The following is a 12,976-nucleotide window of genomic DNA, read 5'->3' on the forward strand; positions in this document are numbered from 1 at the left end:
CTTATATGGCCTCATCTTTCTGTATTGGAAGCTCTACAACAAATCTGCATCCACCATATTCACGGTTTTCTGCTTTGATTGTTCCTCCGGCACTATCTACAATCCGTTTTACAAGTGCAAGACCTAGGCCATTTCCTTCTGCTTTATGAGATCCATCTACCTGATAGAACTTGTCAAATATTCTGGATTTTACATCATCCTCTATTCCCGGTCCTTCATCTTCCAGAATGAACTTAACAGAATCCTGTTCTTGTTTCAGAAACATCGTAATTGTCCCCTTTGAAGGGCTGAACTTAATCGCATTATCCAAAAGATTTATCCAGATATGCATAAAAAGTCCTTCATTCCCAGTATATTTAACTTCCTCCAATTCTACCTGAAAACCAATTTCTTTTTCTGTCCATTTTGTTTCCAATGAAAGAAATGCCTGGCGGATCTGTTCATCCAGACGATATTCTGTTTTTTTCATTGGTATATTCTGATTCTCTAACTTGGATAACAGCAAAATATTACCAACCAATCCGGAAAGTCTTTGGGTGTTAAATAAGATTTTTTCTACATATTCCTCTTGATCCGGAGACAGTTCTTCTCCCTGAAGCAGCATTGTATATCCTTCAATGGCATTAATCGGGGTCTTAAACTCATGAGAAACATTAGATACAAAATCCATCTGCAGCACCTCTGTTGCACGAAGTTCTTTTGTCATAACGTTAAAACTTTGATAAGATTCTCCAACTTCTGCTATACGGCTGTTCGTTTCCAAATGCTGTTCAAAATCTCCCCGAGAAACTTCCTTCATTGCTTTACTAAGTCTGGTAATTGGTTCCAGTAACTTTGCATTGATAAAAGAAGTGATCAGCCCTGCAATCAATGTATTGAAAATCAAAAGCCAGCCAAGCACAGGTATGCTGTCCGGCAGATTAAAAAAATGATTCAAAAAAGCAAATAATAAAGCAGATATGACTGTTGAAAATACAAGTGCCAGCCAGATTGCACCAGTCAGACAGGATCGGATCCGCAATCCTTTTTCTTTCTTTTGTTTCATTATTTTTTCACCACCTTGTATCCAATTCCACGCATTGTTACGATTTCAAAATCAGGGTTATCTTTAAAACGCTCTCTGATTCTTCCTATATGTACCTCTATCGTATGTGGGTCTGCCTCCGTCTCGTATCCCCATACTTCATCCATCAACTGTTGTTTTGTAAATGTTCTGCCTGGCGAAGCTGCAAGCTTATATAAAAGCAGGAATTCTTTTTTAGGCAAAACAAGACTTTCCTTATCAGTTGTAACCGTCATTGCATCATAATCAAACTCTGTTGAACCGATCACAATTTTGTGTTCATTCAGTATCTGTGCACGGCGAAGCAGTGCTCCGACTCTTAAAACCATTTCATTCACATTTACCGGTTTTACCATATAATCGTCACTTCCCGAAAGAAATCCCTGGCGCATATCATCAAAGGAACCTTTCGCAGTGATCATAAGTACCGGTATCTGATATCCTGCTGAACGAAGTTCTGACACCAGTTCATAACCATCCATAACCGGCATCATAATATCAGAAATGATCAGATCAATATATTCCTTATCCAATATTTCTAATGCCTGTGCTCCATCCGATGCACTTTTGACTTGATATCCATTCTTCTCAAGCACTTTTTGGAATAGCTGGCTTAATTCTTTATCATCTTCTACAATCAATATTTGAAACACGTTTTCCTTCCTCCTTATTAAAACAGATACCTTGCCCATCCAAGCAGATGCTGTACTAAAAATATTTTTCTCTGACGTTTCTTTGTTAATTCGATTGGCTCTACATGATATGGATCATTATAAGTTCCGCCTTCTAATATCTGACGGGACACTTTTTCATATTCCATCATGCCCTCTTCCAACTGTTTATTAATATCTTTACTGCGTATTACAAGCATCAGTTCCGTATCCAGATATGTACTTCTCATGTCCATATTAAAGGAACCGATTACAGACAGATCATCGTCAATCAGAATACTTTTTCCGTGGTATGAATAGCCGCCTTCATACTCCCAGATATCAATTCCTGTATTTAAAATTCTGTTTCTGTTTCTCGCATAATCAGCAGAACCAAACGGATTTCCATTGTTGGCAACCGAATTGGTCATGATAGAAAATTCCGGAACTCTCTCCGCAATCTCTTTCCATGTATTATACATCATATCATTGCAGATAATATATGGTGTATGAATTTTCACGCGCTCTTTTGCATTTTTCATTAGTTCTCCCAACTGATACCACACTACTGGTTCTTTGGGACCTGTGTGGATAGGATTTGACACTAATGCAATCTTTTCTGTCTCAAAAGTTTCGTCCGTGTAATCGGTATCGCAGATTCTTTCCTTATTCTCTTCAAAATATTTCTGATAGCCGTTCTGCAGCTCTAAAACTGCGTTCTTTACAGATTTTCTATTTGCCAGTTTTTTATTGTTATGAAAATAACCACTGTCTTCCTGATTCCATATGGTTTCAAAATACTCTGACAACTGGTTAACTGAATTTTCTTTCTCAGGTTCATCGCAAACCACTAACACGTCTCTGTCATAGTTCTTATGTCCCGGAAAATCACCCAGGAAATAATTGTATGTATTTCTTCCCCCAAGAATATATCTCTTTCCATCTGCAATCAAATATTTATCATGCATTCTACCCATCATTTTCCACGGTTTCAACGGATTGGCCTTATTATATAGTTTAATTTCAACATTCTCATGGGAAGATAATCCATAGAAATACGGATTTCCTTCCATATCAATCCAGCTCTCCATTCCATCTACTAACAGACGAATATGTACACCTCTGTCTGCCGCATCATGCAGTGCTCCTAAAATCAATTTTCCACTTTCATCGGATTGAAATGCAAAAGTAGAAAGAATAATTTCCTTTTTTGCATTCTTGATCAAACGCACTCTTTGTAAAAGCGCTTCTGGATTCTTTTCTATGATTACTGCCCGTTCTGTATTTTCACTGCATTCGTTCCATGACCCATTTTTTGTTTCTTTTTTGGTTGTATTGGACACTTCCGGCTGCTTTTTATATGCAACGCAGATTCCGAGCAATTCATAAAAAGCCACACATAAAAAAATTGTCAGTATAACAAGAAGGATTTTACATATTTTATGCTTTTTCATTGTACATCACCTGATTCCTTTTTTTCATACTTATACAATACAAAGTCAATCTCAATTTAACCTCAACAAGGTTTGTTTTTTTCATCCATGCAAAATCTTCTTTGTACAACAGACTGTTAGATATAACAAAAACGACCTTTCAAAAACAGTTAACTTCTAAATCAACTGTTTTTTGAAAGGTCGTTTCATCAGATTCTTATAGCAATCCAGCAAATAATCTCATAAATAATTGTCCCAGTCGCAAATATGCACTTCGTCCGGTTTGATATTGGTCTGTCACATCACGACATTCTCCCATCGTTCTTATCAGATCATTTTTTATTTCCACAACTGCCTGACAATCTACCATAAAACAGCCGTTTTCAAAATGGTGATATAAACTTCGATAATCCAGATTAATTGTTCCACAAGTTGCCATACAGTCATCTGCCACACTCATTTTTGCATGACAGAAACCAGGAGTCCACTCATAAACACGAACACCATGTTTAACTAATCCATGATAAAAAGAACGAGTTATATTATAAATGAATTTTTTATCAGGGATACCAGGTGTGATAATTCTTACGTCTACCCCTCGCTTAGCAGCCAAGCATAACGCATGCGTCATTTCATCTGTTATGATTAGATATGGAGTCATAAACCAACAATATTTTTCAGCTTTATTTATCATACTGATATAAACTTCTTCTCCTACTTGCTCATTATCCATAGGGCTGTCTGCATAAGGTTGAACAAACCCAGTTTGCTGTGCCGCATAATCATATTGGAAAAGGTATTTCCTAAAATCAGAATCATTAGCATCCTTATCACTTACTGCATTCCACATTTCCAAAAATGTCACCGTAAGCGACTGAACAGCATCTCCTTCTAAACGAATACCTGTATCTTTCCACTGTCCATACGGGTGTGTGTAATTAAAATATTCGTTTGCTAGATTATATCCACCTGTAAATCCGACTTTTCCATCAATAACTGTTATTTTTCTATGATCACGATTGTTCAAAAACAGATTTAAACCTGGCATAAACGGATTGAATACACGGCAATGAATTCCTATTGCCTCCATCTTTTTCACAAAATCTGTGTTAATAAAGCCTATAGAACCCATATCATCGTAGAATACTCTAACTTCCACACCTGCTTTTACTCGCTCTTCCAGAACATCTTGAATCTTATGCCATGCTTCAGCGTCTTCTATCGCATGATATTCCATAAAGATAAACTTCTGTGCTTTCTCCAAATCCTTAAGCTGTGCCTCTAATCCTTTCACTGCTTCATCAAAATACACAATATCCGTATTCTGATAGATTGGATACTGCGAATTTCTTTGTATGTAACTTGCTATATTTCCTGCTTTCGGAATTGTTTCTTTTATTCTGCTCAAACACTCCTGACTGTCCGGAAGCATTGGTAACAATTTGCTATCAATTTCTGCATATCGCTCACGCATTTTATGTGTGCCACCATTCAAACCAATCAACAAATACAGGCCTACACCCATAATTGGGAAAATTAGAATTAAGATGACCCAAGGCATTTTCATAGAGGATGTCTTATTTGATGCGTACAATCCCAAAACCAAGATCCCACTCAAAATCCTTGTAAATAAATTTATGATTTCTGCATATTCATTCAAGCGTGTTACGATAGTAATAATAAAAATCACTTCCAGAAGAATGCAGATTATGGAAAAACACAGCCGTTTTACCCCATTTTTTGTTTTTGCTTTGCCTTCTAAAGTATCTTGTTTCATATATATTCCACCTTCCTACTTGCTCAGTTTTCTCCCTAAATTTCGTGAAACATACCAATTTTGTCTTTTATTCTCTGCATTTCATTATCTGCTTCAATGATAGCTCTTGCAGAATGAAGTAATTCTTCACTTATCTCATCATAGCCAGGCATTTCTTCAATTCCTTTTTTATAGCGAAGTTGATGTTCCAATGTTGCCCAGAAATCCATACCATTGGTTCGAATCTGTAATTCTACACGCATAGGTGTTTTACCCTTAGCAAAAAATACTGGTATTTCAACAATCATATGATAGCTTCGATAACCATTCGATTTTGGATTTTTTATATAATCTTTTATTTCAATAACTTTAATATCATCCTGTTGGGTAATCAAATCTGATATCATATAAATATCGTCAATAAACGCACAAACTATTCGAACGCCTGCTACATCATTGAGATATGTCTGTATATTTTCTGTTGTAAATTCATATCCCATCTTCTGCAGTTTATCGTAAATACTATTGGGCTTCTTAATTCTTGTTTTTATAAAAGAAATAGGATTTCGATTGTTCTCAACTGAAAATTCATCATCCAAAACCTCAAGTTTAGTTTGTATCTCCCGAATAGCACAACGATACATCATCATTAAATTATAAAATTTTGTAGCATTATTTAAAAACTGTAGTGATTCCGGACTGTCCATCCTAAGTTTTTTTACTTCATCTTTTGTCATGGAACTTTCCTTTCTACCTCATCCCTGATTTCAAAACATTATTTATTTTGATAGTTGATTCTTTCTCCTTGAATTACTGGATAACAAATCATTTTATCACTATCCAGATTTTCTACATGCATATCTACTGCACTGATCTGATGGTTTTCATAAGTATTATAATAAATTCTCCGCAAACCATTGAAAACACTGGATTTGTCGCAGGTGAGCTTTCCCTTATTGTTTCCCTTGTGTTATATCGTCCCACCAGTGTTTACGAACTCTGATAAGGGAAAATACAAGGGCACAAGAGGTCCGGTGGACCTCTGCTCTGTGCCGACCGAAGCGGCAGCGGAGACCAAAAAAATTATATAAAACAGTATAACACAAAATAAAAGTGACATGGTGAACTGATTGAAATGCTTCTGATTTTTGTAGCAAATAATTGATTGAACGATAAGGAGATAAGATACGATGAGAATAATTTCTTCTCAGCGTTTCCGACAACTATTTTCTTTCCTTTGACACCTTCTCACTTATTCTCTGATAGATTTCCCTTGTCTCTGCGTCATTTTCCCCATTTACAACTAATATTTTTCCATCTATGTTCACGACAACATATGAATGGCAGGAGGCATGAGTGTAGCGGATATAATCTCCGAAGATATCGTTTTTGAAGTTTCCCATAGCATACTTCAGGTTTCCAAAACCATTAGTTCTGTAATCTTTATCGTTCTGCAATACATTTTCTTCATAAGAAATGCTGTCAATTTGCGAATACTCCCCTGTATAATCATTCCATCCTTTTGCTTCAATGTTAAAATCACGATCATTACAACGAATCTGAATGCTTCCCCAAAACAAAGTCCATATAGTAAACACAATAACGGAAATTGCGATGATCAGATATATCACACTTTTTTTTTTATTATACTGAATTTTTAAGCCTTCTCCGGTTGCCAGCTTTTTCTTATAAAAAAGGTAGGAGTAGAGAATGCTAATGATTGCAGCTGCCATAATACTTATAATATACACAACCAGTGCAGCCATGCTTTCCCCAAAAAGTCCACAAATCATACATAAAATACCTGATGCCATCCATAATTTGCCGCTGAATCTATGTGTTGCATTCCAGTTTTCTTCATCCATTAAAGACCATACAACTCTTATTCCTATGGTATTATTCTGTTTCACTTTTGGCAAATAATTTCCAATAACCATAAACAGCAGTCCAGTTCTATAGTAAATTACTGCCATAAACAGATTTTCCATATCTGCTCCCATATTGACCAGTCTTGCAATACCATTATAGAGTAATGTTATAATTTTCTTATTAGATTAGCTATATTATAACGTGCTGTAGGTTGGATGTCGATGATTTTTTGACCATATTTATTGTTTTATATGTTACTTCTCTATTAGTTCTGCAAACTTGAATCTGATGCTGTCTACCTCTTATCCAATCCATTTTTTAATTTCAAAATATCTTTTCTGATTTTTTCAATGACTATCTTAAATTCCTCATCACTTTTTCCTGTTGGATCTTCAAGTCCCCAGTTATCATCAAACGGTCTTCCTATAAATGGACATCCCACATTACACCCCATTGATATTGCAATATCCGGATTTGGAATATCACTAACCAGCTTACTGAACTGTCCATCTGCTTCCATATCTATATTATATAATTCCTTCATAATACGGACAGCATCTTGGTTAATCTGTGGTTTTGTTTCTGTACCCGCCGAATAACTTTGAAACACATCTGATGCCAGATGTCTTCCAAAAGCCTCAGCAATCTGACTTCGGCAGGAATTATGGACACAAATAAATGCCACTTTTACATTACTCATGAAATGGACACCTCTCCTTTATACACTGCTCATTAAAATCTGTGAATCCACATTGCATTTGTTCGTATTGCAATGTTACTCCATAATGAGCATTCACATAATCAATACCATTCTTAAATGCTATCATTGCATCTCTCTTGCAGCACCTTGGTCCGTTTATGGCTCCTAATTCTCCGATTGCTTTCGAGGTAAACTGCATATGATTTCCCCATGTTCCATCTGTTGAAAGCGGACCTGTTCCGTCGATGATTGCAAGTGCAGCGCCAATGGATGTAATTGCTCCGCATATTCCCCATAAACCGCACATTGCTCCCGGCATCCGAAGTCCTTCTGACATCAGCCTGTCCAATGCCTGTTCTAAGTCTATCTCTCCACCTGCGTTTTTGTAGGCTACTAGCAAACTTGCACCATCTAATATATGGTGTTCCGGTCCATGAATGCTGATATATTCCTTCTCTGCAATCTGCTTAAAAATAACAACCGGATTTGTTCCCTGTTCTTTCTTTATATCTTTTACAATCAGTTCTGCTTTTTCTCTTACTGTCATAGAAACCTTCCTTTCGTCTTATTTGCAATTCTTACAAGCATAAGCATTACCGGAACTTCTGTTAAGACACCCACAGTAGTAGCAAGTGCAGCCTCACTTGTTGTTCCAAACAATGCAATCGCCACTGCCACCGCAAGTTCAAAGAAATCAGATGCTCCTATCATTCCTGCAGGTGTTGCAATATTGTGTGGCAGTTTTAACAGATAACACGCTACGTATGCGATTCCAAAGATCAAAAATGTCTGAATTATCAAAGGTATTGCAATCAGTATTATGTGTATAGGATTTTTCAGAATAACTTCCGACTGAAACATAAATATCAGCACTAATGTCAATAGTAATCATCATTGGATAAATCATAATCCAGATTAATACAGCCATAGGAATAGATATCCCTGCATATTCAAACTCATTTAATATATTGGGTATCATCGGGAAAAAATGTCCTATGGATACATCGATGATCATGCATAGAATAACCCACATGTCAAACTGCCAATAAAATTCTTGAATTCTAATAAAGTATCACAATTCAAAGAGTAATGATGCCATTTACCTTCTTTGCGATCATTCACCAATCCACATTCCACCAGTATCTTCATATGATGAGACAGGGTTGGCTGTGTAATTTCAAATTTTTCCAAGAGCCTGCATCCACATTTTTCGCCATCTGACAACATTTGCACTATTTCTAATCTGTTTGAATCTCCAAGTGCCTTGCAGATTAATGCAACATTTGTTAGTTCCATTTCATTTACCTCGCATTGATATTTATCTATATGTCTAGATTAACATATACATAGATAATTATCAATGTGTTTTTATAAAATAAAGCCATACATTTTCATGTACAGCTTTAAAAACAGGAAGTTACCTTCTACTCATATAAAATATATCAATAGCATTACTTGCAAACTCTGCTGTGCCAACTCCTCCAACATCATCAATATTTTCCGTAAGTTCTCCTCCACCGGCATACATTCTTCCAAGACCGCATAAAATCTTATCAGAACATGTATAAAAATGATCTGTAATGTAATCCTGAAGTTTCCTTACCTGCAACTGCACCTGTTCATCTTCTGGGTCCATTTCTTTCATTTGTCCGAATTCAACAAATAATTGCATAAACTCATTTGCAACAGTAGCTTCATCGTCTTTCGTCCAGTTCTTTGTTTTCTCTTCAAACTCCTTATACTCAGAGGTTTGTCCCCATTGTTCTTTTGCTCGTTTAGAATACTCATCAATCTTTGTTGTATCAAATACTTTAAAATCCATATATTTCACTCCTATTCCTTTTATTCCTCGAGCGAAACTAATAAGATTTTCAAGATGCTCTTTTTTCATAGTAAGCAATTCAATCTGCTGCTCTAATGCTTTATTCCTGTCAAAGTTAGGGGCATCAATTATCTTTTTAATCTCCTTAAGCGGAAATTCCAATTCTTTAAACAGTAAAATTTGTTGCAGCCTTTCCAAGGATGTATCGTCATACAACCTATAACCTGACTCTGTATATTCAATAGGTTTTAAGAGACCAATGGTATCATAATACTGCAGAGTGCGTATACTCACTCCTGTTAATTTACTTACCTCATTCACTGTCATCATTGTCATTTCCTCCTCTCGATAAACATATCGTAAACTATTACGTTGCGTAGGAGTCAATAGTTCCGATTGCAGCTTCATTCACGATTACTTTATATCCATTTTTTATAGCACCTAATGCTGTCAGTGCAACGCAAGCCCCACCATCTACACCCACAACTTCAACATATTCAATATTGTGTTTTTTCAGCAATATATCAAGTCCAGAATTAGTAAATGCATTACCTTTATATTTTATGAATATATTATCAGATACTATATGCAATTCTTTAGCAAAATCAATATCTTCTGTTCCTTCATATGCATGAAATGGTGCAAACTTATTTATCAGATTCTTCTTCATTACATTTTTTATATAACCTCCTATATCTACCATTACAATTCTAATAGATAATACGGAAATGAAAATTTCAGTTATAATGAAAGTTTTATGTTATAAAAAATACCGATCTTAATTCTCCACTATTTACGGATTATTAAGACCGGTATTTATTTCATTTTTTAATTAGCAATTAATCCCGACGTAGTGTAAACTTTCCTACCAGATCGTTTAATGTATATGCCTGTGCGGATAATTCCTCACTGGTAGCAGACGATTCCTCTGCTCCCGCAGAGTTCGACTGCACTACTTCCGATATCTGATTCACACCAAGTTCTGCCTGTTGCATCGCCTGTGCCTGCGCAGCAGACTCTTCACTCAATCGTTTTGCATCTGTCGCAATCTCCTTGACTCCCGTAACGATCTGCTCCAGAGATTCCGCTGCTACCTCCACTGCCTGGTTGCCATTCTCGATCTCCTGCAGCGATCCCTCGATCAGGCTTCTGGTATCTACTGCCGACTGTGCACTCTGTTCGGCCAGTTTACGGATCTGTTCTGCCACCACTGCAAATCCCCGTCCGGCTTCTCCTGCTCTGGCCGCCTCAATTGCCGCATTCAGAGACAACAGGTTCGTCTGACTCGCAATATCTTCAATGTCAGCAATAATATTCTGTATCTTTTTAGATGTTTCATTGATTCGCTCCATTTCCTCCATCAATGACCTCATCTGCGTATGCCCTGCATCCGCCTGCTGTGCATAATTCTCAGCCTTTTCCGTCGTCCTCTGCAGTTCGCCGGCTGTACGTGACACGGCATCTGTGATATTCGTAATGGTTGCCGTCAGTTCTTCCACAGATCCTGCCTGCTCTGTTGCTCCTTCTGCCAACGCCTGGGCAGATTGTGCAAGATTCTCCGATCCGGCAGATACCTGCTTAGCGGCCTCTTCTACCTGCTGTAAGGTACTGTTCATCTGTCGGTTCATCTTACGCATGGCATCTTTCAGTGCCACAAACTGTCCTACATATTTCTCTTCGATCTTAGTACCGATGGCATAATTACCCTCCGCCATCTGTCCCAATAATTCTCCTGCATCCGTAATGATCAGATTCAGGTCAGCAGCCATGCCTTTTGCGACCTGTATCATATAGGATATCTCATCTTCCGTGTTTCTGTCCGGGAATGCACTATTCAGATCTCCCTGTGCAAAAGTCTGAAGTCGATCTGCCAGCGCTATCATCGGTTCTTCGATATTTCCTGCCATTTTCTTGCCTAATACCACAGAACTCCAGAAAGAGGTCACTACGATAACCAGAATCGCGATCAGCATAAAACGCTCCATATGACGCAGATCTACCTCCGCCTGATCTCCTTTTTCGACGCACAGATTCATCAAGTCTACAAACTCCGCGTATATCCGTTCGTACTGTGCGGTCAGCTCTCCGATATCCAGATCCTGCGCCTTCAGATATCCGTCCTCGTCATCGGAAGTAGCCAGTTCCAATACCTGTGCATCCAATTCCCAGTACCCGTCCAGTTCCTGCAATATTTTATTATAGGCATCCCTGCCTTCGGTGAATTTGATTGAGCGGTTCAATTCATCTATGTAAGCCTCAAACGCTTCCTTTTTCTGGTCATGCAGTTCGATCTGCTTGTCTATCACTGCTTTGTCATCATAGCCTACTACTGCACGTAATGCGCTCCGGCTCTCCGAAAATGCCGCGACCGCTTTACCGATATCTCCCTGTGTAAATCCGTATCGGCTCAATGCCTTTTCATACTGTATCGCTGCGATCAGTAGTACTACGATTCCAATAACTGCCGCAATCGCACCGATTATTGCTACTTTCACAAATCCTTTCGTCAGTTGCTTTTTAATACCTTGTTGCTTTTGTGTGGCCATATAAAGCTCCCCCTAGTTTATCCGTTAAATAAGCTGCCGTGATTGACATCTTTATACAATAGTAGCACATCCCCTTTCATTATTCAACTGTACGAGATGGGTTTCCAGAGATTTTGCAAGACTGAAACTTGACTTTGCAGTTCATGTAACAGTTCTTTCATGTACTCCGACCTCCCATTACATAAAAATCCAGTTTTTCATTTATCATTCTGATTTCTTCGTCTTTAGTCATGTTAAAACCTCCCTACATTATATACATGGCACTTCTCGACAAATTCTTACAAATAACTACAAATTTTTTCACAAGAAACGAAAAAAACGATACTGCATAGATTTCTTACTCCACACAATATCGTTCTTCTATATTTATACTTCCCCGAAGTTCCGGATGATGCAGAAGCTCTACTCTTCCTATTGTCTTGATCAGCTGCTGTAAACCTTTGACCGGAAGGTATGCTGCCTGCACCGGTATCAATACAGAATCTGCACATGCCAATGCATTAATTGTCATCATTCCAAGCGAAGGCATACAATCAATAATGATGAAATCATAAAATTCTCTCAGCCTGTCTACCATAGATCTCAGAATCAGTTCCCTGCTCATGGCATTTACCAAAGACACCTCTATTGCTGATAATTCAATGTTGGCTGGGATAAGGTCTACGCCTTCTTTATGGTGTAAGATTGTCTTTTCTATATTCAGTTTTTCATCATTCACAATGTTCATCATCAGTGTTCTGTCAATGACACTTCCTCCTTTTCCCTGAACGAAAAAAATCGCCCAGACTAGAATTTTTAATCTAATCTGAGCGATGCTTCGTCAGGCCTGTTCTCTTCAAACAAGAAAACCATTTTTACATTCATTGACAACCTAAATCTTATCCTACACTTTAGTTATCTCCATTGGGTGCTTGGATAGATTTAGTTCTCGGTGCCCGTTTTGTCTTTTCGGTGCTCCAATTACTCATTTTTATTTTTTTTCGGTGCTCGCAAGCACCATAAAATAAAAATGCAACAATGAATTTTTACGATCATTGTTGCAAAAAATCGATGTTCCCGGCGGGAATTGAACCCACAACTAGCGCTTAGGAGTTCAAGTCACTACAGAAAATCTATGTTTTTCTTGGTCAACATAAG

13 protein-coding genes and 2 pseudogenes are annotated in these 12,976 nt (G+C 37.6%); all 15 read right to left on the reverse strand.

The genetic code is table 11. The annotated features are described in order from the left end of the window. Position 1: 1 nt before the first annotated feature. The gene (locus tag DWX96_RS11865) at positions 2 to 1,045 is read right to left on the reverse strand and encodes a HAMP domain-containing sensor histidine kinase (RefSeq protein ID WP_118057503.1); all 1,044 of its coding nucleotides are present in this window, start codon (positions 1,043 to 1,045) and stop codon (positions 2 to 4) included. Beyond that, positions 1,045 to 1,755 carry a response regulator transcription factor gene (locus DWX96_RS11870; RefSeq protein WP_117699027.1) on the reverse strand — a complete coding sequence of 237 codons (711 nt, stop codon included), beginning with the start codon at positions 1,753 to 1,755 and terminating at the stop codon, positions 1,045 to 1,047. Before DWX96_RS11870 ends, DWX96_RS11865 begins: the two co-directional genes overlap by 1 nt. Next, positions 1,734 to 3,167: a phospholipase D family protein gene (locus tag DWX96_RS11875; RefSeq protein ID WP_118057502.1), complete on the reverse strand. Its 1,434-nt coding sequence runs from the start codon at positions 3,165 to 3,167 to the stop codon at positions 1,734 to 1,736. Before DWX96_RS11875 ends, DWX96_RS11870 begins: the two co-directional genes overlap by 22 nt. Before the next feature lie 196 nt (positions 3,168 to 3,363). Next, positions 3,364 to 4,923, reverse strand: coding sequence for a cardiolipin synthase (cls, locus tag DWX96_RS11880; RefSeq protein ID WP_118057501.1), 1,560 nt, complete (start codon positions 4,921 to 4,923; stop codon positions 3,364 to 3,366). Between the two features lie 35 nt (positions 4,924 to 4,958). After that, complete coding sequence (locus DWX96_RS11885; protein WP_118057500.1) at positions 4,959 to 5,639, reverse strand: GTP pyrophosphokinase; 681 nt, start codon at positions 5,637 to 5,639, stop codon at positions 4,959 to 4,961. Between the two features lie 38 nt (positions 5,640 to 5,677). Further along, positions 5,678 to 5,803 (reverse strand): annotated as a pseudogene (locus DWX96_RS11890) (choloylglycine hydrolase); the annotation flags it as partial. Positions 5,804 to 6,125: 322 nt separating this feature from the next. Continuing rightward, positions 6,126 to 6,890, reverse strand: a complete 765-nt coding sequence (locus DWX96_RS11900) for an SdpI family protein (RefSeq protein ID WP_242988791.1) — start codon at positions 6,888 to 6,890, stop codon at positions 6,126 to 6,128. 176 nt (positions 6,891 to 7,066) lie between these two features. After that, positions 7,067 to 7,471, reverse strand: coding sequence for an arsenate reductase ArsC (locus DWX96_RS11905; protein WP_117699022.1), 405 nt, complete (start codon positions 7,469 to 7,471; stop codon positions 7,067 to 7,069). Further along, a complete protein-coding gene (locus DWX96_RS11910; protein ID WP_015526525.1) occupies positions 7,464 to 8,018 on the reverse strand; it encodes a DUF5714 domain-containing protein in 555 nt (184 codons plus the stop codon). The genes DWX96_RS11905 and DWX96_RS11910 overlap by 8 nt, the downstream gene beginning before the upstream one ends. Next, complete coding sequence (locus tag DWX96_RS14980; RefSeq protein ID WP_330416233.1) at positions 8,015 to 8,254, reverse strand: hypothetical protein; 240 nt, start codon at positions 8,252 to 8,254, stop codon at positions 8,015 to 8,017. The genes DWX96_RS11910 and DWX96_RS14980 overlap by 4 nt, the downstream gene beginning before the upstream one ends. A 228-nt stretch (positions 8,255 to 8,482) precedes the next feature. Beyond that, a complete protein-coding gene (locus tag DWX96_RS11920) occupies positions 8,483 to 8,767 on the reverse strand; it encodes an ArsR/SmtB family transcription factor (RefSeq protein ID WP_117699020.1) in 285 nt (94 codons plus the stop codon). Between the two features lie 121 nt (positions 8,768 to 8,888). After that, positions 8,889 to 9,623 (reverse strand): MerR family transcriptional regulator, encoded by a 735-nt coding sequence (locus DWX96_RS11925; RefSeq protein ID WP_117699019.1) that lies wholly within the window; start codon positions 9,621 to 9,623, stop codon positions 8,889 to 8,891. 37 nt (positions 9,624 to 9,660) lie between these two features. Then, on the reverse strand, positions 9,661 to 9,996 hold the full coding sequence (locus tag DWX96_RS11930; RefSeq protein WP_117842336.1) for a cysteine hydrolase family protein: 336 nt from the start codon (positions 9,994 to 9,996) through the stop codon (positions 9,661 to 9,663). A 136-nt stretch (positions 9,997 to 10,132) separates the two neighbouring features. Then, positions 10,133 to 11,839, reverse strand: a complete 1,707-nt coding sequence (locus tag DWX96_RS11935) for a methyl-accepting chemotaxis protein (RefSeq protein ID WP_117699365.1) — start codon at positions 11,837 to 11,839, stop codon at positions 10,133 to 10,135. A 379-nt stretch (positions 11,840 to 12,218) separates the two neighbouring features. After that, positions 12,219 to 12,575 (reverse strand): annotated as a pseudogene (locus DWX96_RS11940) (ParA family protein); the annotation flags it as partial. Positions 12,576 to 12,976 lie beyond the last annotated feature (401 nt).

This window comes from Roseburia sp. AF22-2LB, from assembly GCF_003461125.1.
Lineage (GTDB): Bacteria > Bacillota > Clostridia > Lachnospirales > Lachnospiraceae > Roseburia_C > Roseburia_C amylophila.

What these genes read in the sequence shown, in the direction of transcription:
- DWX96_RS11905 (WP_117699022.1), bottom strand. Translation starts at nt 7,471, where the DNA reads ATGAGTAATGTAAAAGTGGCATTTATTTGTGTCCATAATTCCTGCCGA.
- DWX96_RS11865 (WP_118057503.1), bottom strand. Translation starts at nt 1,045, where the DNA reads ATGAAACAAAAGAAAGAAAAAGGATTGCGGATCCGATCCTGTCTGACT.
- DWX96_RS11925 (WP_117699019.1), bottom strand. Translation starts at nt 9,623, where the DNA reads ATGATGACAGTGAATGAGGTAAGTAAATTAACAGGAGTGAGTATACGC.
- DWX96_RS11910 (WP_015526525.1), bottom strand. Translation starts at nt 8,018, where the DNA reads ATGACAGTAAGAGAAAAAGCAGAACTGATTGTAAAAGATATAAAGAAA.
- DWX96_RS11870 (WP_117699027.1), bottom strand. Translation starts at nt 1,755, where the DNA reads ATGGGCAAGGTATCTGTTTTAATAAGGAGGAAGGAAAACGTGTTTCAA.
- DWX96_RS11875 (WP_118057502.1), bottom strand. Translation starts at nt 3,167, where the DNA reads ATGAAAAAGCATAAAATATGTAAAATCCTTCTTGTTATACTGACAATT.
- DWX96_RS11935 (WP_117699365.1), bottom strand. Translation starts at nt 11,839, where the DNA reads ATGGCCACACAAAAGCAACAAGGTATTAAAAAGCAACTGACGAAAGGA.
- DWX96_RS11900 (WP_242988791.1), bottom strand. Translation starts at nt 6,890, where the DNA reads ATGGAAAATCTGTTTATGGCAGTAATTTACTATAGAACTGGACTGCTG.
- cls (WP_118057501.1), bottom strand. Translation starts at nt 4,923, where the DNA reads ATGAAACAAGATACTTTAGAAGGCAAAGCAAAAACAAAAAATGGGGTA.
- DWX96_RS11885 (WP_118057500.1), bottom strand. Translation starts at nt 5,639, where the DNA reads ATGACAAAAGATGAAGTAAAAAAACTTAGGATGGACAGTCCGGAATCA.
- DWX96_RS11930 (WP_117842336.1), bottom strand. Translation starts at nt 9,996, where the DNA reads ATGGTAGATATAGGAGGTTATATAAAAAATGTAATGAAGAAGAATCTG.
- DWX96_RS11920 (WP_117699020.1), bottom strand. Translation starts at nt 8,767, where the DNA reads ATGGAACTAACAAATGTTGCATTAATCTGCAAGGCACTTGGAGATTCA.